Source organism: Curtobacterium sp. SP.BCp (assembly GCF_051903255.1).
Taxonomy (GTDB): domain Bacteria; phylum Actinomycetota; class Actinomycetes; order Actinomycetales; family Microbacteriaceae; genus Curtobacterium.
Window position 1 is genome coordinate 1114987 of record NZ_CP194338.1, and the last position, 20706, is coordinate 1135692.

At 72.0% G+C, this 20706-nt stretch carries 15 protein-coding genes; 7 read left to right on the forward strand and 8 right to left on the reverse strand.

The window, feature by feature from the left end; genetic code table 11:
• Positions 1-77: 77 nt before the first annotated feature.
• A complete protein-coding gene (locus ACRQ4C_RS05575; RefSeq protein ID WP_439690418.1) occupies positions 78-662 on the reverse strand; it encodes a TetR/AcrR family transcriptional regulator in 585 nt (194 codons plus the stop codon).
• A gap of 120 nt (positions 663-782) precedes the next feature.
• Between ACRQ4C_RS05575 and ACRQ4C_RS05580 the strand changes: the two genes are divergently transcribed.
• Entirely contained in the window at positions 783-1619 is an 837-nt protein-coding gene (locus ACRQ4C_RS05580; RefSeq protein ID WP_290132370.1) for an alpha/beta fold hydrolase, read from the forward strand.
• 77 nt (positions 1620-1696) lie between these two features.
• Here ACRQ4C_RS05580 and ACRQ4C_RS05585 read toward each other — a convergent pair whose 3' ends face one another.
• Together ACRQ4C_RS05585 and valS are read right to left on the reverse strand one after the other, a co-directional pair.
• Positions 1697-1924, reverse strand: coding sequence for a hypothetical protein (locus ACRQ4C_RS05585; protein WP_290132369.1), 228 nt, complete (start codon positions 1922-1924; stop codon positions 1697-1699).
• Between the two features lie 87 nt (positions 1925-2011).
• Positions 2012-4633, reverse strand: a complete 2622-nt coding sequence (gene valS / locus ACRQ4C_RS05590) for a valine--tRNA ligase (protein ID WP_439690419.1) — start codon at positions 4631-4633, stop codon at positions 2012-2014.
• 258 nt (positions 4634-4891) lie between these two features.
• Here valS and proP point away from each other — a divergent pair, with 258 nt between their 5' ends.
• Positions 4892-6469 carry a glycine betaine/L-proline transporter ProP gene (gene proP / locus ACRQ4C_RS05595; protein ID WP_290132367.1) on the forward strand — a complete coding sequence of 526 codons (1578 nt, stop codon included), beginning with the start codon at positions 4892-4894 and terminating at the stop codon, positions 6467-6469.
• Positions 6470-6702: 233 nt separating this feature from the next.
• Here the strand turns inward: proP and ACRQ4C_RS05600 are convergent, their stop codons facing one another.
• The 4 genes from ACRQ4C_RS05600 to ACRQ4C_RS05615 are packed head-to-tail and all read right to left on the reverse strand — an operon-like array spanning position 6703 to position 11876.
• Complete coding sequence (locus ACRQ4C_RS05600; protein ID WP_439690420.1) at positions 6703-8280, reverse strand: ATP-binding cassette domain-containing protein; 1578 nt, start codon at positions 8278-8280, stop codon at positions 6703-6705.
• On the reverse strand, positions 8277-9164 hold the full coding sequence (locus ACRQ4C_RS05605; protein ID WP_439690421.1) for an ABC transporter permease: 888 nt from the start codon (positions 9162-9164) through the stop codon (positions 8277-8279). The genes ACRQ4C_RS05600 and ACRQ4C_RS05605 overlap by 4 nt, the downstream gene beginning before the upstream one ends.
• Positions 9161-10177: an ABC transporter permease gene (locus ACRQ4C_RS05610; protein WP_439690422.1), complete on the reverse strand. Its 1017-nt coding sequence runs from the start codon at positions 10175-10177 to the stop codon at positions 9161-9163. Before ACRQ4C_RS05610 ends, ACRQ4C_RS05605 begins: the two co-directional genes overlap by 4 nt.
• Before the next feature lie 40 nt (positions 10178-10217).
• Entirely contained in the window at positions 10218-11876 is a 1659-nt protein-coding gene (locus tag ACRQ4C_RS05615) for an ABC transporter substrate-binding protein (RefSeq protein ID WP_439690423.1), read from the reverse strand.
• A gap of 31 nt (positions 11877-11907) precedes the next feature.
• Here ACRQ4C_RS05615 and ACRQ4C_RS05620 point away from each other — a divergent pair, with 31 nt between their 5' ends.
• Entirely contained in the window at positions 11908-12525 is a 618-nt protein-coding gene (locus ACRQ4C_RS05620) for a TetR/AcrR family transcriptional regulator (protein WP_290132362.1), read from the forward strand.
• 140 nt (positions 12526-12665) lie between these two features.
• Complete coding sequence (locus tag ACRQ4C_RS05625; protein ID WP_439690424.1) at positions 12666-14171, forward strand: hypothetical protein; 1506 nt, start codon at positions 12666-12668, stop codon at positions 14169-14171.
• 86 nt (positions 14172-14257) lie between these two features.
• Here ACRQ4C_RS05625 and ACRQ4C_RS05630 read toward each other — a convergent pair whose 3' ends face one another.
• Entirely contained in the window at positions 14258-15295 is a 1038-nt protein-coding gene (locus ACRQ4C_RS05630; protein ID WP_439690425.1) for a cation diffusion facilitator family transporter, read from the reverse strand.
• 248 nt (positions 15296-15543) lie between these two features.
• On the opposite strand from ACRQ4C_RS05630, the gene ileS reads away from it, so the two are divergent.
• Genes ileS through ACRQ4C_RS05645 form a run of 3 tightly spaced genes read left to right on the forward strand, consistent with a single transcriptional unit; the run spans position 15544 to position 20680 of the window.
• Positions 15544-18825: an isoleucine--tRNA ligase gene (ileS, locus tag ACRQ4C_RS05635; protein ID WP_439690426.1), complete on the forward strand. Its 3282-nt coding sequence runs from the start codon at positions 15544-15546 to the stop codon at positions 18823-18825.
• Positions 18822-20276, forward strand: coding sequence for a bifunctional folylpolyglutamate synthase/dihydrofolate synthase (locus ACRQ4C_RS05640; protein WP_439690427.1), 1455 nt, complete (start codon positions 18822-18824; stop codon positions 20274-20276). Before ileS ends, ACRQ4C_RS05640 begins: the two co-directional genes overlap by 4 nt.
• Positions 20273-20680: a DUF4233 domain-containing protein gene (locus ACRQ4C_RS05645; RefSeq protein ID WP_290132357.1), complete on the forward strand. Its 408-nt coding sequence runs from the start codon at positions 20273-20275 to the stop codon at positions 20678-20680. Before ACRQ4C_RS05640 ends, ACRQ4C_RS05645 begins: the two co-directional genes overlap by 4 nt.
• Positions 20681-20706: the final 26 nt, after the last annotated feature.

The window sequence follows — 20706 nt, forward strand, 5'->3', positions numbered from 1 at the left end:
CGTGGCGTTGCGCCGGGTCGGACTGGAGGCGCGGGGCGGGCCCGACCCGCGCCTCCAGCCCGTTGTCGGCCCGCGTCTCAGGCGCGTGTGGCCGCGTCGATCAGGACGGCGGCGGCCCGGCGTGCGTGGCCCGCGGGCGACGCGTCGCCCGCGATCGCCGCGGTGGTCTGGGCGCCCTCGGCGAGCAGCGCGAGCTGCGCGGCGAGTTCCCCGGCCATCTCGCGGTCGGGCACCACATCGGCCGCGAGCTCGGCGACGGACCGCTGGAACGACTCCTTGTGCTCGCGGGCGATCCGCGCGACCGAAGGAGACGTCGCACCGAGCTCGCCGAACGCGTTGATGAAGCCGCAGCCCCGGAAGGTGTCGTCGCCGAACCACTGCTCGAGGAAGTCGTACATCGCGAGCAGCCGGTCACGCGGGGAGGACGCCGCGGCCACGGCCTCGGCGATCCCGTGTTCCCAGTAGTCGTGCCGACCGGCGAGGACGGCTGCGACGAGCTGGTCCTTGCCCGGGAACGCCGCGTAGAGCTTCTTGAGCGACACCCCGGCACGGCTGCGGATCTCGTCCATCCCGACCGACTGGATGCCGCGCGCGTAGAACAGCTCGTCGGCGACCGTGACGATGTGCGCCCTGGTGTCGGCTTCGACCGTGCTGGTGACCATGTCGTACCCCGTTCCCTGCGTGTTCACCGTTCCCGAGTTGCGCGGGGAACGATCGTTCTCTAGTGTAGGCGACATCGCGGAGAACGACCGTTCTCCATCCTTCAGGGAAGAGGCAGGACCATGGGCAGCATCACCGTCGGGACCGAGAACAGCGTCGACATCGCGCTCCACTACGAGGACAAGGGCACCGGGCAGCCGATCGTGCTGATCCACGGCTTCCCGCTCGACGGCAACTCGTGGGAGGGGCAGGTCCCGCCGCTCCTCGACGCCGGGTACCGCGTCGTCACCTACGACCGTCGTGGGTTCGGGCAGTCCTCGCAGCCCTCGACCGGCTACGACTACGACACCTTCGCCGACGACCTCCACGCGGTCCTCGAGACCCTCGACCTGCGCGACGTGATCCTCGTCGGCTTCTCGATGGGCACCGGCGAGATCGCCCGCTACATCGCCCGCCACGGAGAGGACCGGATCGCCAAGGTCGCCTTCCTCGCCTCGCTCGAGCCGTACCTCGCGATCACCGACGACAACCCGGACGGCGCCGGCCCGATGTCCTTCTTCGAGGGCATCGCCGCGGACGTCAAGAAGGACCGGTACGCGTACTTCACGAACTTCTACCAGGACTTCTTCAACCTGTCGGAGAACCTCGGCTCGCGGATCTCGGAGGAGCAGGTCCGCAACGCCTGGAACGTCGCCGCGGGTTCGGGTTCGATCGCCTCCGCCGCGGCACCGCTGACCTGGCCGACCGACTTCCGTCAGGACATCCCGAAGGTCACCGTCCCGGCGCTGATCGTGCACGGCACGTCGGACAACATCCTCCCGATCGACGCCACCGGCCGCCGCTTCACCAAGGCGCTGCCGCACGCCGAGTACGTCGAGATCGAGGGCGCGCCGCACGGCCTGCTCACGACGCACACCGCCGAGGTGAACGAGGTCCTGCTCGGCTGGCTCACGAAGTAGGGCGCACGGCGTCGACGGCGCACGGCGTCGACGGTCGGACGTGGCGCGCGTGTGCGGACGCGTCCCCGGTGCGCCGCTCAGTCCTCTTCCGGCGCGTCGTCCGGGTTCGTCACCTGTGCGTGACCGGCGGGGTCGAGGTGGATCGACGTGCCGTCGTCGAGCTCGACGATCGGCTTGCCCTCGAGGAACGTCAGGGTCCAGCCCCACGTCGCCGTGTCGACGGACTCCGTCGCGAGCTCGTCCTCGACGCCGCGCACGGCGACGACCATCGTCTCGGGCAGTCGCGCGGGTGGCTGCCCACCCACGCTCCATCGCGTACCCAACTGCATCCGTGCCTCCCGTCCGGTGTGGGCCGGCCGGTCGCGGACGCGACCCGGCCGACCCACGCGACCCTACGCCGGTTGGTCCGCCAGCTCGATCTCGGTGACGGCCAGCTCCGACCCGTCCGTGAACGACAGGTCGGCGATGCGGCCGACGGCCGCGAGGTCGACCGCCGCACGCTCGAGGAGCGCCCGCGTCTCGGCCGGGGCCGCGACGACGGCACGCGTCACCGGCGTCTTCTGCGAGGCCTTCGCCGCGGTCTTCGCACCGCGGATGCCGATGAGCGCCTGCCCGACGGCCGCGAGCAGGCCGGTCGGCCCAGCACTGAGCCGGTCAGCTGCACCCGGCCCCGCGGCGGCCGCCAGGCCGCTCGCAGTCGGCCACTGTGCGCGGTGCACGCTGGTCTCGTGGGTCCAGGCCCACACCTCCTCCGTCGCGAACGGGAGGAACGGTGCCAGCAGACGGAGCAGCGCGTCGATCGCGGCGCGCAGCGCCAGGACCGCGCTCGCCTGGGTCTCGTGCGTCGCGTCCGCCGCGGTGCCGTAGGCGCGCTCCTTCACGAGCTCGAGGTAGTCGTCGCAGAACGTCCAGAAGAAGCGCTCGGTGACCTCGAGGGCGCGGGCGTGGTCGAAGGCGTCGAACGCTGTCGTGGCCTGCTCGATCACGGTGCCGAGCTCGGCGAGCACGTCGACGTCGAGCGCCTCGGTCACGGCGTGGGCGCCCTCGGGGAGCGGGAAGCCGTAGACGAACTTCGCCGCGTTGAGCACCTTGATCGCGAGACGACGGCCGACCTTGATCTGCTTCGGGTTCTGCGGGTCGAACGCCGCGTCGGTGCCGAGCTTCGACGAGGCCGCCCAGTACCGGACCGCGTCCGCACCGTGCTGCTCGAGGATCGACAGCGGCGTGACGACGTTGCCCTTCGACTTCGACATCTTCTTGCGGTCGGGGTCGACGATGAAGCCCGAGATGCTCGCGTGCTTCCAGGGCGCGACGTCGGCTTCGAGCTGGCTGCGCAGCACCGTCGTGAAGAGCCAGGTGCGGATGATGTCCTGCGCCTGCGGCCGGACGTCGTACGGGAACACGAGGTCGTAGAGCGCCGGGTCGGACTCCCACTTGCCCGCGAGCTGCGGGGTCAGCGACGACGTCGCCCAGGTGTCCATGACGTCGAGCTCGCCCTGGAAGCCACCCGCGACACCGCGCTGGGACTCCTCGTAGCCGGGGGCCGGCTCGGACGCGGGGTCGACCGGGAGCTGTGCCTCCGTCGGGACGATCGGCTGGTCGTACACCGGGTTGCCGTCGCCGTCGAGCGGGTACCAGACCGGCAGCGGCACGCCGAAGAAGCGCTGGCGCGAGATGAGCCAGTCGCCGGAGAGCCCGCCGACCCAGTTGTCGTAGCGGACGCGCATGAAGTCCGGGTGGAACGCGATCTCCTCGCCGCGGGCGCGGAGGGTCGACTTCAGCTGCTCGTCGCGAGCGCCGTTGACGATGTACCACTGGCGGGTCGAGACGATCTCGAGCGGCTTGTCGCCCTTCTCGAAGAACTTCACCGGGTGGTTGATCGTCTTGACGTCACCGATCAGCTCGCCGGACTCGGTGAGGGCGTCCACGACGACCTTCTTCGCGGAGAACACGGTCTTGCCGGCCATCTCGGCGTAGAGCTCCTTGCCGCGGGCGCTCTCGATCCAGGTCGGCTCGTCCGACCGCACGCGACCGTCGAAGCCGATGATCGCGCGGTTCGGCAGCTGCAGCTCGCGCCACCACACGACGTCGGTGGTGTCACCGAAGGTGCAGACCATCGCGATGCCCGCACCCTTGTCCTGCTGCGCGAGGTGGTGCGCGAGGACCGGGACCTCGACGTCGAACAGGGGCGAGCGCACGGTCGTGCCGAAGAGGTCCTGGAAGCGCTCGTCGTCCGGGTGCGCGACGAGGGCGACGCACGCGGCGAGCAGCTCCGGGCGGGTGGTCTGGATGACGACGTCGTCGCCGCCGTCGGTGCGGTGGAAGGCGATGCCGTGGTACGCGCCGGGCATCTCCTTGTCCTCGAGCTCGGCCTGGGCCACCGCCGTGCGGAACGTCACGTCCCAGAGTGTCGGCGCGTCGGCCTGGTAGGCCTCGCCGCGCTCCAGGTTGCGGAGGAAGGCGCGCTGCGCGCTGGCGCGGGAGGTGTCGTCGATGGTCCGGTACGACTGGGTCCAGTCGACCGACAGGCCGAGCGTGCGGAAGAGGTGCTCGAACTGCTGCTCGTCCTGCACGGTCAGGCGCTCGCACAGCTCGATGAAGTTGCGGCGGGAGATCGGCAGCTGGTCGGCGGCCTTGCTCGACTTGTTGTCGCCACCCTCGAACGGCGGGACGAACGCCGGGTCGTAGGGGAGCTGCGGGTCGCAGCGGACGCCGTAGTAGTTCTGGACGCGGCGCTCGGTCGGGAGGCCGTTGTCGTCCCAGCCCATCGGGTAGAAGACGTGCTTGCCGCGCATGCGCTCGTACCGGGCCTTGAGGTCGGTGTGCGTGTACGAGAACACGTGACCGATGTGCAGCGAGCCGGAGGCGGTCGGCGGCGGGGTGTCGATCGAGTAGACGGCGTCCTTCGTCGCGCTGTCGCGGTCGAAGCGGTAGGTGCCGTCCTGCTCCCAGACGGGGCCCCAGGCGTCCTCGAGACCGTCGACGGTCGGCTTGTCGGGGATGGGCTTCGTCATGGCAGCGCCTTTCGATCGGTATGTGCGGCACCGAGTCCGTGGTGAGGTGCCTGAGTGTCCGCACGCATCGCGCGGTATCCCTGATCGTAGCGGTTCGGACCGTCATCGCCGACGGCCGCTACCACACCGACCTGACGGACACGCCGGGCGTTTGATAGTCTGTCGGAGTTTGTCCGGCGGACGCGGGGTTCGCGAGGACTGCAGTGACGCTTCCGCCGGGCGCCCGAAGGCAAGACACAGCACTACCGGAGGAACGAATTGGCACCGAACGAAGCACACGCGAACGGCGATCGGCCGCTGCGCACGAAGGGCGCCGTGAAGCGCGCCCGCCGCAAGCTGACGAAGGACGACGTCACCGTCGTCGAGGAGTCGCTGCTCAAGCGCGCCGTCGCGGCCGCCGCCCTGGGCAACGCCATGGAGTGGTTCGACTTCGGCATCTTCGCGTACCTCACCGTGACGATCTCGCAGGTCTTCCTGCCGAAGGGCGACCCTGCTGCGAACATCGTCGCGACGTTCGGCTTCTTCGCGGCGGCCTTCATCGTCCGCCCGATCGGCGGCGCGGTGTTCGGACCCATCGGCGACAAGATCGGCCGGCAGAAGGTCCTCGCGCTGACGATGATCCTGATGGCCGCCGGCACGCTCATGATCGGCCTGATCCCCTCGTACCAGTCGATCGGCTTCTGGGCCCCGGTCCTGCTGCTCGTCGCCCGCTTCGTGCAGGGCTTCTCGACCGGTGGTGAGTACGGCGGCGCCGCGACCTTCATCGCCGAGTACTCACCGGACAAGCGCCGTGGGTTCATGGGCTCGTGGCTCGAGTTCGGCACGCTCGCGGGCTACGTGCTCGGCGCCTCGATCGTCACCGGCCTGCAGTTCGGCCTCTCCGAGGAGGCCCTGCTCAGCTGGGGCTGGCGCATCCCGTTCATCGTCGCCGGACCGCTCGGGCTCATCGGCCTGTACCTGCGGCTCAAGCTCGAGGAGACCCCGGCCTTCCAGAAGCAGCAGGAGCAGGCCGCCGAGCGCGAGTCGCAGAAGACGCCGTTCCTCAAGCTCTTCGCGGAGAACTGGCGCGGGCTCATCATCTGCATCGGCCTCGTCCTGGTCTTCAACGTGACCGACTACATGCTGCTGTCCTACATGCCGACGTACCTCGAGCAGAACCTCGGGCAGAACGCCACGTTCGGCCTCATCCTGATCGTCATCGTGATGATCCTCATGATGGTCGTCATCACGTTCGGCGGACGGCTGTCCGACAAGTTCGGGCGTCGTCCGGTCCTCGCGGCCGGCTGCATCGGCTTCATCCTGCTGTCGTGGCCGTCGCTCAAGCTCGTCCAGAGCGGCACCGGCATCGGCGTGTTCTTCGGCCTGCTCATCCTCGGCCTCGTGCTCGTGACCTTCACCTCCACGATGCCGTCGACGCTGCCCGCGCTCTTCCCGACGATCATCCGATACGGCGCCCTCGCGATCGCGTTCAACGTGTCGGTCTCGCTGTTCGGCGGCACGACCCCGCTGGCGACCTCGGCGCTCATCAACGCGGCCAAGGACGCCGGGTACGGCTGGGCCGAGGACATCCCCGCGTTCTACCTCATGCTCGCGGCCGTGATCGGCCTCGTGGCGGTGTACTTCACGAAGGAGACCGCCGCGACGCCGCTCATGGGCTCCGGCCCCACCGTCGCGCACGAGGACGAGGTCGCCGCGGTCATCGAGGACTACAACGACCCGGAGTCCGACCTCGCGCAGTCCGAGTGGGCGAAGGACTTCTCGACGAGCGAGATCCCGATCATCAGCGGCGACGCCCCGACGTCGGGTGACGAGCACAAGGAGCCCGCAGGCTCCTGACGATCGGCCTGGAGGCTCCCCACCGGCACGGCCGGCCCGCCGCTGGCGCGTCGGTCCGGAACCGGCGGCGTGGGCCCTGGTGCGGGTCCGTCCCGCACCGCGCCTCCGTCATCTGGTCGCGTTGGTGCCGCTGCCGCGCTGCCCCGAGTCTCGGGTGGGCGGACAGTTTCGCGAGCGTCCGACCGCGGAACCGTCCGCGGGGCCGAGTCTCGGATCCGGTGGTGGAGCGTGCGTCAGGCCGCGGGGCCGGTGGCGAGGACCTCGGCGGCGTGCAGCAGCCGCGCCGTGACGGGGTGCGCCGGGCGAGCGAGGACCGTCGCCGCGGGACCGTGCTCGACGACGGCGCCCTCGTGCACCACGAGCACGTCGTCGGCCATCCGCCGGACCGTCCGCAGGTCGTGCGACACGAACACCATCGCCACGCCGGTCTCGTCGCGGAGCCGCTCGAGCAGCCCGAGGACGGCGTCCTGCACGGTCGCGTCGAGCGCCGTGACGGGTTCGTCGAGCACGAGGACCTCGGGCTCCGTGGCGAGCGACCGGGCGATCGCGAGCCGTTGCCGCTGGCCGCCGGAGAGGGTCAGCGGCGACCGGGACCGCAGTGCCGGGTCGAGCCCGACCTGCCGGAGCGCGGCGTCGACCCGGCTGCCGAGGTCGCCACGGGCCCGTCGTTCCGCGCCGCGCGAGAACGCGTCCGCGAGCACCCGTTCGACGTCCCACCGTTCGTCGAACGTGGCGCCGGGATCCTGCACCACCGCGGCGACCCGGTGCCGGCGCGCACGACGGTCGCGCTCGCGGAGCGGAGCCCACGGCGCACCGTCGAGCGTCACGGAGCCGGCGTCCGGGGTCTCGAGGCCGAGCAGGATGCGTGCCAGCGTCGTCTTGCCCGATCCCGAGGCGCCGATGACGCCGAGCACCCGTCCGCGGTCGAGGGCGAACGAGACGTCCCGGACGGCAGCGGTGTCGTCGAAGTGGCGGTCGAGGCGGTCGGCCACGACGACGGTGTCGGGGGTGTCGGCGGTCGCCCGGGTCGCAGGACCGCTCGCCCCGGCCCGCGCGGCGTGCACGAGGGCTGCCGTGGCGGGGTGCTCCGGTGCGGAGAACACCCGCGCGACCGGACCCTGCTCGACGATGTGCCCGTCCGACACGACGGCCACGCGGTCGGCCCACCCGGCGACGAGCCCGAGGTCGTGGGTGATGACGAGCAGCCCGGCACCGCCTCGCTGCGCTCGGCGCAGCTGCTCCATCACCGTGACGGCCACCCCGGCGTCGAGCGCCGTCGTCGGTTCGTCGGCGACCACGAGCGCGGGGGAGCCGATGGTCGCGGCGGCGATGAGCGCCCGCTGCCGCATGCCGCCCGAGAGCGTCCCGGCGAGCCGTCCGTCCGTCGCGATCTCGGGATCGAGCCCCACGCCCGCGAGCGCGGCCCGCACGGCGTCGACCCGTTCGGCGGCGGTCATCGACGCGTGCAGTCGCAGGGCGTCCCCGACCTCGCGACCGACCGGGCGGAGCGGGTCGAGGGCGCCGAGGGCCTCCTGACCGACGTACCCCACCGACGCACCGCGGAGCTTCCGCCAGCCGCGCTCCCGCAGGGTCCGGGCGTCGGTGCCGGCGACCTCGAGCCGTCCCGCGTCGACGACCGCCCGGTCGGCGGAGAGCCCGAGGAGGGCTCGGGCGGTCACGGTCTTGCCCGAGCCGGAGGCCCCGACCAGCGCGACGCACTCGCCCGGTTCGATGTGCAGTGAGACGTCGGACACGATGCGGACGCCGTCGATCGTGACCGAGAGCCCGTCGACCGCCAGGACCGCGGTCACCGGGCGTCACCCCGTCGTCGGAGCGCACGGCCGAGCACGGTGACGGCGGTGGCGAGCACCACGATCGCGAGTCCGGGGAAGGTGCTCATCCACGGTGCGGTCTGCAGGTACGTCCGGCCGTCCGCGAGCATCGCGCCCCACTCGGGCGCCGGCGGCGGGGTGCCGACGCCGAGGTAGCTGAGCGCCGACGCCCAGACCACCGCCTGTCCGACGCCGAGCGTGCCGACCGCGACGACGGGCCAGAGCGCGGCGGGCAGGACGTGGCGGACGACGATCCGCGCGGGGGAGCGGCCGAGCAGGACCGCGGTCTCGACGACCTGCGACTCCCGGGCGGTCCGCACGAGGCCCCGGACGATCCGTGCGTAGCCCGGCGCGGTCGCGAACCCGACGGCGAGCACGGCCGGGACCGGGCCCGGCCCCGTGACGGCGATCACGACGAGGGCGACGAGCAGCAGCGGGAGGGCGAACGCGACCTCCGTCACACGGCCCACGACGGCGTCGAGCACCCGGCCGCCGAGCGCGGCGACGAGCCCGAGCAGCACCCCCGTGACGGCTCCGACGAGGGTGGCCGCGACGCCGACGACGAGCGATGCACGCGTGCCGGCGACGACGCGGGCGAGGACGTCCCGGCCGGACTCGTCGGTCCCGAACGGACGCGCCCCGGACGGCGGGAGCAGGGCCTCGTCGGGGTGGACCGCGAGCGGGTGCGCACCGCCGAGCACCCCGGGCGCGACGGCGGCGACGACGGCGAGGACCACGACCGCGGTCGCGACCCATCCGGCGGTGCCGAGCGTCCCCCCACGGCGTCGCTCGGCACCCCCGGACGGAGCGCGGGTCGCGGTCGTGTCGTCCGGCGACACGGCGGGGTCGAGGATGCCGCTCACCGGACGACCGCCGTCCGGGTTCGACCACGTCTCGTCCTGACGGCGCCGGGACGACGGGGTCGACGGTCGACCGCGCGCTCGGCGAGGTCGGCGACCGCGAGCACGACGACGTACGCGGCCGCCGACACGAGCGCGATCCCGGCGACGAGGGGCATGTCCCGCTGCGTCACCGCGGTGACCAGAGCGCGCCCGATGCCCGGCAGGGCGAAGACCGACTCGACGACGACGGCCCCGGACACCAGTGAACCGAACGCCCAGGCGGACAGCGCGAGGCCGGGCAGTGCGGCGTGGCGGAGCGAGTGCCGCAGGAACACCCCGAGCCGGTGCTCGCCGCGACCCCGGGCGGCGAGGGCGAAGGCGGAGCGTTGCGCGTCGACGATGCCGTCGCGGACCGTCTCGGCGAGGTACCCGGCGACCGGGACCGCGACCGTGACCACGGGGAGCACCCAGCCGCGGACCGTGCCGTCGCTCACCGCGGGGGCCCACCCGAGCGCGGTCGCGAACACGACGATGAGGACGCTGCCGAGCCAGAAGTGCGGGACGACGCTGGCGGTGACGGTGATCGCCCCGGTGATCCCGGCGGCGACCCGACCGCGCTGCGTCGACCACCAGGCGGCGACGAGCGCGAGCGCCCAGGCGACCACGAGCCCGGTGACGGCCAGGGTCAGCGTGACGGGGAGCTCCTGGGCGAGGAGCGTCGCGACCGGGGTCCGGAACGCGTAGGAGTCGCCGAGCTGCCCGGTGGCGAGTCGGCCGAGGAACACCGCGTACTGCACGAGGAGCGGCTGGTCGAGTCCGTACTCGTGCCGGACCTGGTCGACCGCGGCGGCCGACGCCTGCGACCCCGGCCCGCCGAGGATCGCGAGGGCCGGGTCACCGGGGATGAGTCGGATCGCGACGAACACGATCGTGGCGACGGCCCAGAGCACACCGATGCCGCCGGCCAGGCGACCGAGGCCCCACAGCGTCCACCGCGACCACGCGCCGGAGCCGCGGGGGCGCGTCGGGGTCATGCCGTGCCTCCAGTCCGGTCGTCGCCCGTCAGGGCGCGCGTCAGCGGTCGATCCAGGCCGAGCCGAACCAGGGCGTCGAGACGGCCGTGGTCTGGACACCGTGCACCTTCGTGGAAACGAGGAAGTGGTTCTGCTGGTCGTAGAGCGGCAGCACCGTCGCGCTCGCGAGGATGTCCTTCTGCGCCTGCTCGTACAGCTCGCCGCGGTCGTGCGTGTCGGCGGTGCGTGCGGCGCGCTCGAGGAGCGAGTCGACCGTCGGGTCGTCGAGCTGGGCGAGGTTCGCGAAGTACCCGGACGGCGCTGGCTTGATGCTGGCGCTGTCGTAGAGGATGCGGAGGACGTCCGCACCGACCTTCGTGTACGGCGCGCTGACGACGTCGTACTGGTTCGCCGCGAGCGCCGCGTACCAGCTGGACAGGTCGAGCTCCTTGATCTGCACGTCGAAGCCGATCGCCTTCTCGGAGGCCTGGATCTGCTGGAAGAGGCTCCGCTCGGCCGGGATCGACTGGTTCGTCGACACCGGGAACGTCACCGTCAGACGCTTGCCGTCCTTCGTGCGGATGCCGTCCGAGCCCTTCTTCCACCCGGCCTCGTCGAGCAGCTTGCCGGCCTGAGAGGCGTCGTGGTCGAAGAGCTCCTCGCCGTCGGCGGACCAGGCGAACGGCTCGACGCTCGACAGCAGCGAGTACGAGCGCTTCGCGGTGCCGAGGAACAGGGACTTGATGCCAGGGTCGACGTCGGCGCCGTGGATGAAGGCCTCGCGGACCGCTTCGTCCTGGAACACACCGTGGCCGGAGTTCAGCTCGAGGCGGTTGGAGGCGCCGGGGCGCGGGGCGTCGAGGTCGCGGATCGACCCACCGGCCCCCGCCGCACGGATCTGGTCGGGCTGGGCGTTGTCGATGACGTCGACCTGGCCGGACTGCAGTGCCGCGTAGCGCGAGGTCGAGTCGGGCAAGAAGCGCCAGGTGATGCCGTTCAACCGGGGCTTGGTGGTGCTGCCGGCCGGCTTGCCGAGGGGCGTGTAGTCGGCGTTCTTCTCCAGCGTGACCCGGTCGCCGTGCTTCCAGTCCGTGATCCGGAACGGCCCCGTGCCGACGGGGGACTCGCAGTTCTGCGCCTGCGAGCGTTCGAGCGCCTTCGGGGACTCCATGCCGACCCAGGGCTGCGAGAACGACTCGAGCAGGGCGCTGTCCGGACGGCTCAGGGTGAGCGTGACCGTGTGGTCGTCGGTCGCGGTGGCCTTCTTGATCGACTGGAGGGCGAGGTACCCGGTGCTCGACGCGGTCTTCGGGTCCTGCACGTGCTCGATGTTCGCCACCACGGCGGCGGCGTCGAACGGGGTGCCGTCGGTGAAGGTCACGTCGTCGCGGAGCCGGAAGGTCAGGGTCGTGCCGTCGCTGCTCGTCTTCCACGACTCGGCGAGCGCGGGGACGGGTCGGCCGTCCTCGAGCGCGGTGAGCTCCTCGATGTACTGACTGGACAGCAGCGCCTGCGGGTAGTTGCCGCCGACGTGCGGGTCGAGGCAGGTCGGTTCGGCGTCGCCGGACGCGTAGACCAGGGTCCCGCCCGCGACCGGCGTGCTGCTCGTCGACCCGCCTCCGCCGCCGGTGCAGGCGGTGACGGCCAGGAGGATCGTGGCGGCGCCCGCCAGGGAGGCCGCGACGCGCGCGCGGCTTTTCTGTACTGAGTCCAACTTCATGGCTGGTCGAGTCTAGCGGTTTACTGGGCGCATGGACCTCGAGCGTGGCGACGACGACCGTGCTCGCCGCGGTGGCCGGCCACGCCGGTCCAGCGCCGACGTCCTCGCCGACGCTGCGGCGGAGCTCTTCCTCGAGCAGGGGTACGGCCGGACCACCGTGGACCAGATCGCCGCACGTGCCGGGGTGAGTCGCGCGACGTTCTTCAACTACTTCGCCGCGAAGTCCGACGTCATGTGGCTCGAGCTCGACGCCGCGGTCGCCGCGATCCCCGGGCTGCTCGACGCGTCCGCCGAGCCGAGCCCGGTGCGTGCCGTCGAGGACGCCCTGCTCGCCGCGGCGCGCCAGCACGACCCGGAGCGGGTGCCGTGGGCCGTCGCGCAGGCCGAGGTCATGGGGATCGGCCCCGAGCTCGTGGCGAGCGTCGCCGCACGGGTGATGCAGCAGCACGGCGCGGTCGCGGCGTTCGTCGCCGGCCGCACCGGCGACCGGGCCGGGGCGCTCTGGCCCCAGACGGTGTCCGGCGCGATGCTCGGTGCGGCCGCGGCGGCGTTCGGCGTGTGGGTCGGTGACGGCGTCGGCAGGGGTCCGCTCGTCGAGTACGTCGCGGCGGCGCTCACGCCCGTCGCGGACGGCCTCGACGCCGCCTGACGCACGCTCGCCACGCGAGCCCGGTCCGTCCGGCACGCGCTCGGCGCGGCTCCGATCGGGCCGGTGCCTGAGCGCTTCCGCGGGAACGCACTGCTCTGCCACGGGCCACGGCCCCGGGCTGGTCACTACGATCGAGCGCCGTGCACCTCGTCCTCCGCAGCCCTGAACGCCGCACCGCGGCCAGGGCCGTCGCGCTGGTCGTGGTCGTGGTCGCCGGGGTGTACGTCGCGTACGCGAACCTCGGGCGACAGACCGAGTACGTGGACGAGTTCACCTACGCCGGAGCCGGGTGGCAGTACGTGCACGGGGCGTTGACCGGCAACCTGCAGCACCCGCCCACGGCGAAGTACCTCTACGGTCTCGCGCAGCTCGTCCTCGGCGAGGGCGTCGGCGCAGCTCGCGTCGTCGCGGCCACGGCCTCGTTCGGCACCGGGGTCGTGCTCTTCGCCTGGCTGCGTCGACCGATCGGGTTCTGGGGTGCGCTCGCGGCCGCGGGGTGGTGGTGGTGCACCCCGCGCGCGGCCGCGGCCACGTGGGCCGACGTGGCCTCCGGTGCCGGCGTGCGGATCGACCGACTGGCGCTGCTCGAGCCGCTCATGGTCTTCTTCGCGGTGGCTGCCGTCGCGGTCGCGTGGCACGCGGTGACCCGGGAGCCGGACGACGACCACGGTCGGTGGTGGTCCGCGGGGTGGTGGGCGCTGTCCGGTTCGCTGTTCGCCCTGTCCGTGACGTCGAAGGTGTCCACCGCGGTCGTGTTCCTCGCGATCGCCGCGCTGCCCGCCCTCCACCGACGGTGGCGCGCGTACGCGATCGGCGCGCCGGTCGCCGCGGTGTCCTTCCTCGTCGTCTTCGCGGCGGTCTACCTGCCGGTCGGAGGGGTCCGGGCGATCCGGTTCATGCTGGCGTTCCAGACGGCGCACGACGTGAACGGCCACACGACGACGTTGCTCGGCCGCCAGTACCAGTTCGCGCCCTGGTGGGCGAACGCCGCCCGGGTCGTCGAGGGGGTCGGCTGGCCGACCGTCGTCGTGCTCGTGCTCGGGCTCCTCGCCGCCGTGCTGGTCCGGCCCGACCCGCTCGTCGGCGTGCTCGGCATCGCCCTCGCCGCCCTGGTGGTCTTCTACTGCACGGCACAGGTCGCCCTGCCGTACTACTACGACGCGTGGATGCCCTGGACGATCGCGCTCGCGGCGACCGGGCTCGTCCGGGCCGCCCGGCTGCGCCCTCCGTGGACGACCGTCGTCGCACTCGTGGCCGTCGCCGTCACCGTGCTCCCCGCCGTGGTCGTGGTCCGCACCGTCGCCGAGAGCCGGGACACCGGGTTCGCCCGGCTGAGCGCCGCACTCGACCACCGCGGTGTGCCGTCGGACGACCGCATCCTCGTCGCGGGGTCGCCGCGTGCCGCGTTCTCGCACTGGACCGGACGTCGTGCGTCCACGGACGCGGCGGCGCGCGGGGACTTCGGGGTCGTCGTCGCCGGAGCGGACGAGCGGTTCCCGTTGCGTCCTGCGCTCCGTCGCCTGCTCGCCGACGAGCCGGGTCGGTTCTCCACGTTCCGGGTGGACTTCCTGCGGGTGTGGGTGGTCCGGGGCGACGATGCGGTCCGGGTGCGGGACGGGCGCACCGCCCTGGTCGACGAGCGCTGACCCCCGGCGACGCGCGGCGGGTGGTGCCCGCCGCGCTCCTCCGGCTCGGCGCTCCTCCCGCTCGGTGCTCCTCCCGCGCGGTGTTCCTACCGCTCGGTCCGCAGGGTGCCGGCCCCGCCCGCCGCGACGTCCTCCACCGTGCCGTCCCGCACCGTCGCGGGGACCTCGCCGTCACCACGGGACACGAGCGACTCGTCACCGGGGATGCTCAACGTCAGCACCGCCTCCTCGATGTACCGGCTCTCCTCCAACGACGCCTCCACCCGTCGCAGCCGCACGGCCACGTGGTCCTCGTCCTCGTTGCCGGTCAGGTCGACGGCGGCCACGAGGAACACCCGCGACGGTCCGACGAACTCGAGGTGCAGGTAGGTGACCCGCTCGACCTCGTCACGGCGGAGCAGCTCGGACAGCACCGCGTCCTCGAGCTCCGGCGACGTGGCCTCGCCGACCAGGAAGCGGCGGTTCCGCTCGATGAGGACGATCGCCACGACGCCGAGCAGCAGCCCGACCGCGATGGAGCCGATCGCGTCGAACACCGCGAGCCCGGTGACCTGGTGCAGGAAGACGCCGAGGAACGCGATCACGAGGCCGATGAGCGCCGCGGCGTCCTCCGCGAACACCGCCCGGAGCGTCGGGTTCGACGACTGCAGCACGTGGCGGAGCACCGGGACGCGGCGCTTCGTGGCGGCTCCGTGCGCCTGGCGGTACGCCTGCACGAAGCTCGTGCCCTCGAGCAGGAACGCGACGCCGAGCACGAGGTAGTTGAGCAGGAGGTCCTCGGCGGGGCCGGTCTCGCCGAGCTCGGTGATGCCGTGCCAGATCGACACCACGGCGCCCGCGGTGAACAGGCCGAACGCGGCGAACATCGACCAGATGTAGGTCTCGCGGCCGTAGCCGAGCGGGTGCTTCGCGTCCCGGGGCTTGGCGCCGCGACGCTCGGCCACGAGCAGGAAGATCTCGTTGCCGGTGTCCGCCCACGAGTGCGCGGCCTCGGCGGTCATGGACGCCGACCCGGAGATCAGCGAGGCGACGGTCTTGGCGATCGCGACGAGCAGGTTCGCGGCGAACGCGATGATGACGGTGAGGAGCGATTCGGGGCGCTCAGGCTCATCGGAAGACGGCATCGCTCCAGCATGCTCCGCTCGGGTAGACTCGTCCCAGCAGGCGTCGAACCGGCCATCACCGGGGAGCCTCCGGAGGAACCCGGCAGTCGGCACGACCGACGGCCGGCAGTAGAACCGGGCGGACCGGACCGCACCCCTTCCGGCGAACGAGCGGTCGGACGCAGCGCGAGCGGTGTCCGGCAAGCGAGGTGGTACCGCGGAGCACGCTCCGTCCTCGTGGAGACGAACCGAACCCACAGGAGCCCACGGTGCGCTACCCCCTCAACCGTCCTGCAGACGACACAGCAGCCGGCGTCACGCCGTCCCCGTCCTTCCCCGCCGTCGAGCAGGGGATCCTCGCCTTCTGGAAGGGCGACGCGACGTTCCAGGCGTCCATCGACCAGCGCGAGGGCTGCCCGGAGTGGACGTTCTACGACGGCCCGCCGTTCGCCAACGGCCTGCCGCACTACGGGCACCTGCTCACCGGGTACGCGAAGGACGTCTTCCCGCGCTACCAGACCATGCGCGGCAAGCAGGTCCACCGCCGCTTCGGCTGGGACACGCACGGCCTGCCCGCCGAGCTCGAGGCGATGCGGCAGCTCGGCATCACCGAGAAGCACGAGATCGACGAGATGGGCGTCGACGTCTTCAACGCGGCCGCCAAGAAGAGCGTCCTGCAGTACACCGACGAGTGGCAGCGGTACGTGACCCGCCAGGCTCGCTGGGTCGACTTCGAGAACGACTACAAGACCCTCGACGTCACGTTCATGGAGAGCGTGCTCTGGGCCTGGAAGCAGCTCTGGGACAAGGGCCTGGCGTACGAGGGCTTCCGTGTCCTGCCGTACTGCTGGAACGACCAGACACCGCTGTCGAACCACGAGCTGCGCATGGACGACGACGTCTACCAGTCGCGGCAGGACCAGTCGGTCACGGTCGCGTTCCCGCTGCGCGGGACCCGCGCCGAGGCGCTCGGGCTGGCCGGTGTGCGTGCGCTCGCCTGGACGACGACCCCGTGGACGCTCCCGACGAACGCGGCCCTCGCGGTCGGTCCGGCGATCGCGTACGCGGTCGTCCCTGCAGGGCCGGGAGGCGCGGCTGACGGTGGTTCCGCCGGCTCGGCCCGGTACCTGCTCGCGTCCGACACCGTGGCAGCGCACGCGAAGGACCTCGGCTACGAGAGCGCGGACGACGCGCTCGCCGCCGTGCTCCGCACGGTCGCCGGCGCCGAGCTCGACGGCGTCGAGTACGAGCGGCTGTTCGACCACCTGGCCGACCAGGAAGGGTACGAGAACGCGTGGCGAGTGCTCGTCGCCGAGTACGTCGAGACGGGCGAGGGCACGGGCATCGTGCACCAGGCTCCGGCCTACGGCGCCGACGACCAGGAGGTCTGCGCGGCCGCGGGCATCCCCGTGGTGCTGTCGCTCGACGAGGGCGGTGTGTTCACGTCGCAGTTCGGCGAGGTGGCCGGCATGCTGTGGTCGGACGCGAACAAGCCGCTCACCAAGGCCGTGCGCGACGCCGGGCGCCTGCTCCGCCAGGCGTCCTACGAGCACAGCTACCCGCACTGCTGGCGCTGTCGCAAGCCGCTCATCTACAAGGCCGTCTCGTCGTGGTTCGTCCGGGTCACCGACTTCCGCGACCGCATGGGCGAGCTCAACCAGGACGTCAACTGGGTGCCGGACAACGTCAAGGACGGCCAGTTCGGCAAGTGGGTCGGGAACGCGATCGACTGGTCGGTCTCCCGCAACCGGTACTTCGGCACGCCGATCCCGGTGTGGCAGTCGGACGACCCGGCGTACCCGCGCACGGACGTCTACGGTTCGCTCGAGGAGATCGAGCGCGACTTCGGCCGGCTGCCGTTGAACGCCGAGGGCGAGGTCGACCTGCACCGTCCGTTCATCGACGACCTCACCCGACCGAACCCCGACGACCCCACGGGTAAGTCGACGATGCGCCGGATCACCGACGTGTTCGACGTCTGGTTCGACTCCGGGTCGATGCCGTACGCGCAGGTGCACTACCCGTTCGAGAACCGGGAGTGGTTCGAGGCGCACAACCCGGCCGACTTCATCGTCGAGTACATCGGGCAGACGCGCGGCTGGTTCTACGTGATGCACGTGCTGTCCACCGCGCTGTTCGACCGCCCGGCGTTCCGCAACGTCATCAGTCACGGCATCGTGCTCGGCTCCGACGGGCAGAAGATGTCGAAGTCGCTCCGCAACTACCCGGACGTCTCCGAGGTGTTCGACCGCGACGGCGCCGACGCGATGCGCTGGTTCCTCATGTCGTCGTCGGTGATCCGCGGCGGCAACCTCGTCGTCACGGAAGAGGGGATCCGTCAGGGCGTGCGCGAGTTCCTGCTCCCGCTCTGGTCGACCTACTACTTCTTCACCCTCTACGCGAACGCGTCGGGAGAGTCCGGCGCAACGGCATCCGAGGGGTACGGGGCACAGCGCAGCACCGCGAGCACCGACGTGCTCGATCGGTACCTGCTCGCGAAGACCCGCGTGCTCGTCGCGGACGTCACGGCGCACCTCGACGCCCTCGACACCCCGCTCGCGGCGCAGGCCGTCCGCGACTTCGCCGACGTGCTCACGAACTGGTACGTGCGACGCTCGCGCGACAAGTTCTGGGCCGGTGCGGCGTCGAGCCCCGAGGCCCGGGCGGCGTTCGACACGCTCTACACCGTGCTCGAGACCCTCACACGCGTCGCGGCGCCGCTCGCACCGCTCGTCACCGAGGAGGTCTGGAAGGGCCTCACCGGCGGCCGGTCGGTGCACCTCGAGGACTTCCCGTCGGCCGACGAGTTCCCCGCGGACGACGCCCTCGTCGCCGCGATGGACCGCGTGCGCGACGTCGCCTCGAAGGGCCTCGCGCTCCGCAAGTCGACCGGCAAGCGCGTCCGACTGCCGCTCGCGACGCTCACGCTCGTCGTCCCGGACCCGGCGGCGGTCGAGCCCTTCGCGAACATCCTCCGCGACGAGCTCAACGTCAAGCGCGTGGTGCTCGAACAGCAGGCCGAGGAGTCGCTGGCGCAGTACGGCATCGAGCGGAAGCTGACCGTCAACGCCCGCGCCGCCGGCCCGCGCATCGGCAAGCAGGTGCAGCAGGTGATCCCGGCGGCGAAGCGCGGCGACTGGGTCGCGACGGACGCCGGCGTGACGGTCGGCGGCATCGACCTCGTCGCGGGCGAGTACTCGCTCGACCTCACCGTGGCCGACGACTCGGTGGCGGTGGCGTTCCTCGACGGCGGCGGCTTCGTCGTCCTCGACACCGTGACGACCCCTGAGCTCGAGGCCGAGGGCCTGGCGCGCGACGTCGTCCGTGCCGTCCAGCAGGCCCGCCGCGACGCCGACCTCGACGTCAGCGACCGCATCACCCTGAAGCTGGGGGTGTCCGAGGACGCCGCCGAGGCGGTCCGGGTGCACCGCGACCTCATCGCGGGGGAGACCCTCGCGACCGCGGTCGAGGTCGTCCCGCTCGCCGCGGGCACGACGACGACCGACGTCGGCGAGGCAGCGACGGTGTCCGTGGAGGTGGCACGCGCATGAGCGACCAGAACGAGCACGAGTACGACGACGAGAACGCCGAGGGCATCGAGATCCCCGCGGGGCCCGCGAGCCCGGCGCCGGTCGACCCGTCCCCGGCCGACGGGGACGACGACGAGGTCCGCCGCGTCCAGGCGGCCCTCTACGCCCGGATCGGCGAGCAGGCGCCCGAGCACCGGCTGAGCGCGACCCGACGCGCGGTCGAGCTCCTCGGCGACCCGCACCTGTCCTACCCCGTGATCCACATCACCGGCACGAACGGCAAGACGTCGACCGCCCGGATGACCGAGAGCATCGTCCGCGCCCACGGCCTCCGCACCGGGCTCATGACGAGCCCGCACCTGGTGTCGATCCGGGAGCGCATCGTCATCGACGGCGAGCCGATCGCCGCGGACCGGTTCGTCGAGAACTGGGACGACATCGCGCCGATCCTCGAGATGACCGACGAGGAGCTCACGGCGAAGGGCGAGCTGCCGCTGACGTTCTTCGAGGCGCTGACCGTCCTCGCGCTCGCGTGCTTCGCCGAGGCGCCCGTCGACGTCGCCGTGATCGAGGTCGGCATGGGCGGCGAGTGGGACTCCACGAACGTCGTGCAGAGCCAGGTCGCGGTGTTCACGCCGATCGCGATCGACCACGCGAAGCAGCTCGGCAGCACCGTCGCCGAGATCGCCCGCACGAAGTCCGGCATCATCAAGCCGTCCTCCGCGGTCGTGTCGAGTGCACAGACGCCGGACGCCCTCGCCGAGCTCGAACGGGCCGCCGAGCTCACCGAGTCGACGCTGTCGGTCGAGGGCACCGGCTTCCGGGTCACGAGCGACACGCCCGCGGTCGGTGGGCAACTCGTCAGCGTGCAGGGCCTCGCCGGCACCTACGACGACCTGTTCGTGCCGCTGTTCGGCGCGCACCAGGCCCACAACGCCGCCGTCGCGATCGCCGCCGTCGAGTCGTTCCTCGGGCGCGGCTCGCAGGCGCTCGACGAGGACGTGCTCTCCGAGGGGCTGGCCGCGGCGACGAGCCCCGGGCGCCTCCAGCCCATCGCGCAGGACCCCGTGGTCGTCGTCGACGCCGCGCACAACCCGCACGGAGCCAAGGCCCTCGCCGACGCGCTGCCGGTGGCGTTCCCCTCCGAGCACGTCGTCGGCGTCGTCGGGATCCTCGGCGACAAGGACGCCCGCGGGTTCGTCCGGGCGCTCAAGGACACCGTGCAGACCTTCGTCGTCACCCAGCCGCCGGGGGAGCGGGCGCTCGACGCCGACGCCTTCGCCCGCATCGTGGTCGACGAGGTCGGCGCCGACCGAGTCGTCGTCGAACCGGCGCTCGACCAGGCGCTCCAGGAGGCCCGGGACCTCGCGGACGAGGCGGAGGCCGAGGACGCGCTCGTCCTCGTCGCCGGTTCCATCGTGATGGTGGGCGCGGTCATGGACCTGGTGCACGCGGAAGGCGAGACGAAGTGACCGAGCCGAACCGCGCCTCCAGGCCGGTCCGTCAGCGGAAGCCGCGGCGCGACCGCGGCGCCCGCGAGAGCCTGCTCGCGATCACCCTCGGACTCGAGGCCGTGATGTTCTTCTTCCCGATGCTCGTGACGTTCGGGAAGCAGACGCTGCCGCCGGCCGTGGCGTTCGGCGGCGGCATCGGCGCGATCGTCGTGCTGGCGCTGGCCTCGCGGCTGACCGGCAACCGCGCCGGTGTATGGTTCGGGTGGCTGCTGCAGGCGGCCATCCTCGCCACCGGCTTCATCGAACCGTTCATGTTCGCGGTGGGCGCGGTGTTCCTGGCGCTGTGGGTCTACTGCTTCGTCAAGGGCGGTCAGCTCGACCGGCAGAACGCCGCACGACGAGCCGCTGCCGGCGAGGGCTGACCACCACCCCACGACCCCGTCAAGGA

Bases quoted from the DNA above. Each gene is read 5' to 3' on its own strand.
- ACRQ4C_RS05630 (WP_439690425.1), bottom strand. From the start codon at position 15,295: ATGCCGTCTTCCGATGAGCCTGAGCGCCCCGAATCGCTCCTCACCGTC.
- ACRQ4C_RS05610 (WP_439690422.1), bottom strand. From the start codon at position 10,177: ATGACCCCGACGCGCCCCCGCGGCTCCGGCGCGTGGTCGCGGTGGACG.
- ACRQ4C_RS05620 (WP_290132362.1), top strand. From the start codon at position 11,908: ATGGACCTCGAGCGTGGCGACGACGACCGTGCTCGCCGCGGTGGCCGG.
- ACRQ4C_RS05575 (WP_439690418.1), bottom strand. From the start codon at position 662: ATGGTCACCAGCACGGTCGAAGCCGACACCAGGGCGCACATCGTCACG.
- ACRQ4C_RS05580 (WP_290132370.1), top strand. From the start codon at position 783: ATGGGCAGCATCACCGTCGGGACCGAGAACAGCGTCGACATCGCGCTC.
- ACRQ4C_RS05640 (WP_439690427.1), top strand. From the start codon at position 18,822: ATGAGCGACCAGAACGAGCACGAGTACGACGACGAGAACGCCGAGGGC.
- ACRQ4C_RS05615 (WP_439690423.1), bottom strand. From the start codon at position 11,876: ATGAAGTTGGACTCAGTACAGAAAAGCCGCGCGCGCGTCGCGGCCTCC.
- valS (WP_439690419.1), bottom strand. From the start codon at position 4,633: ATGACGAAGCCCATCCCCGACAAGCCGACCGTCGACGGTCTCGAGGAC.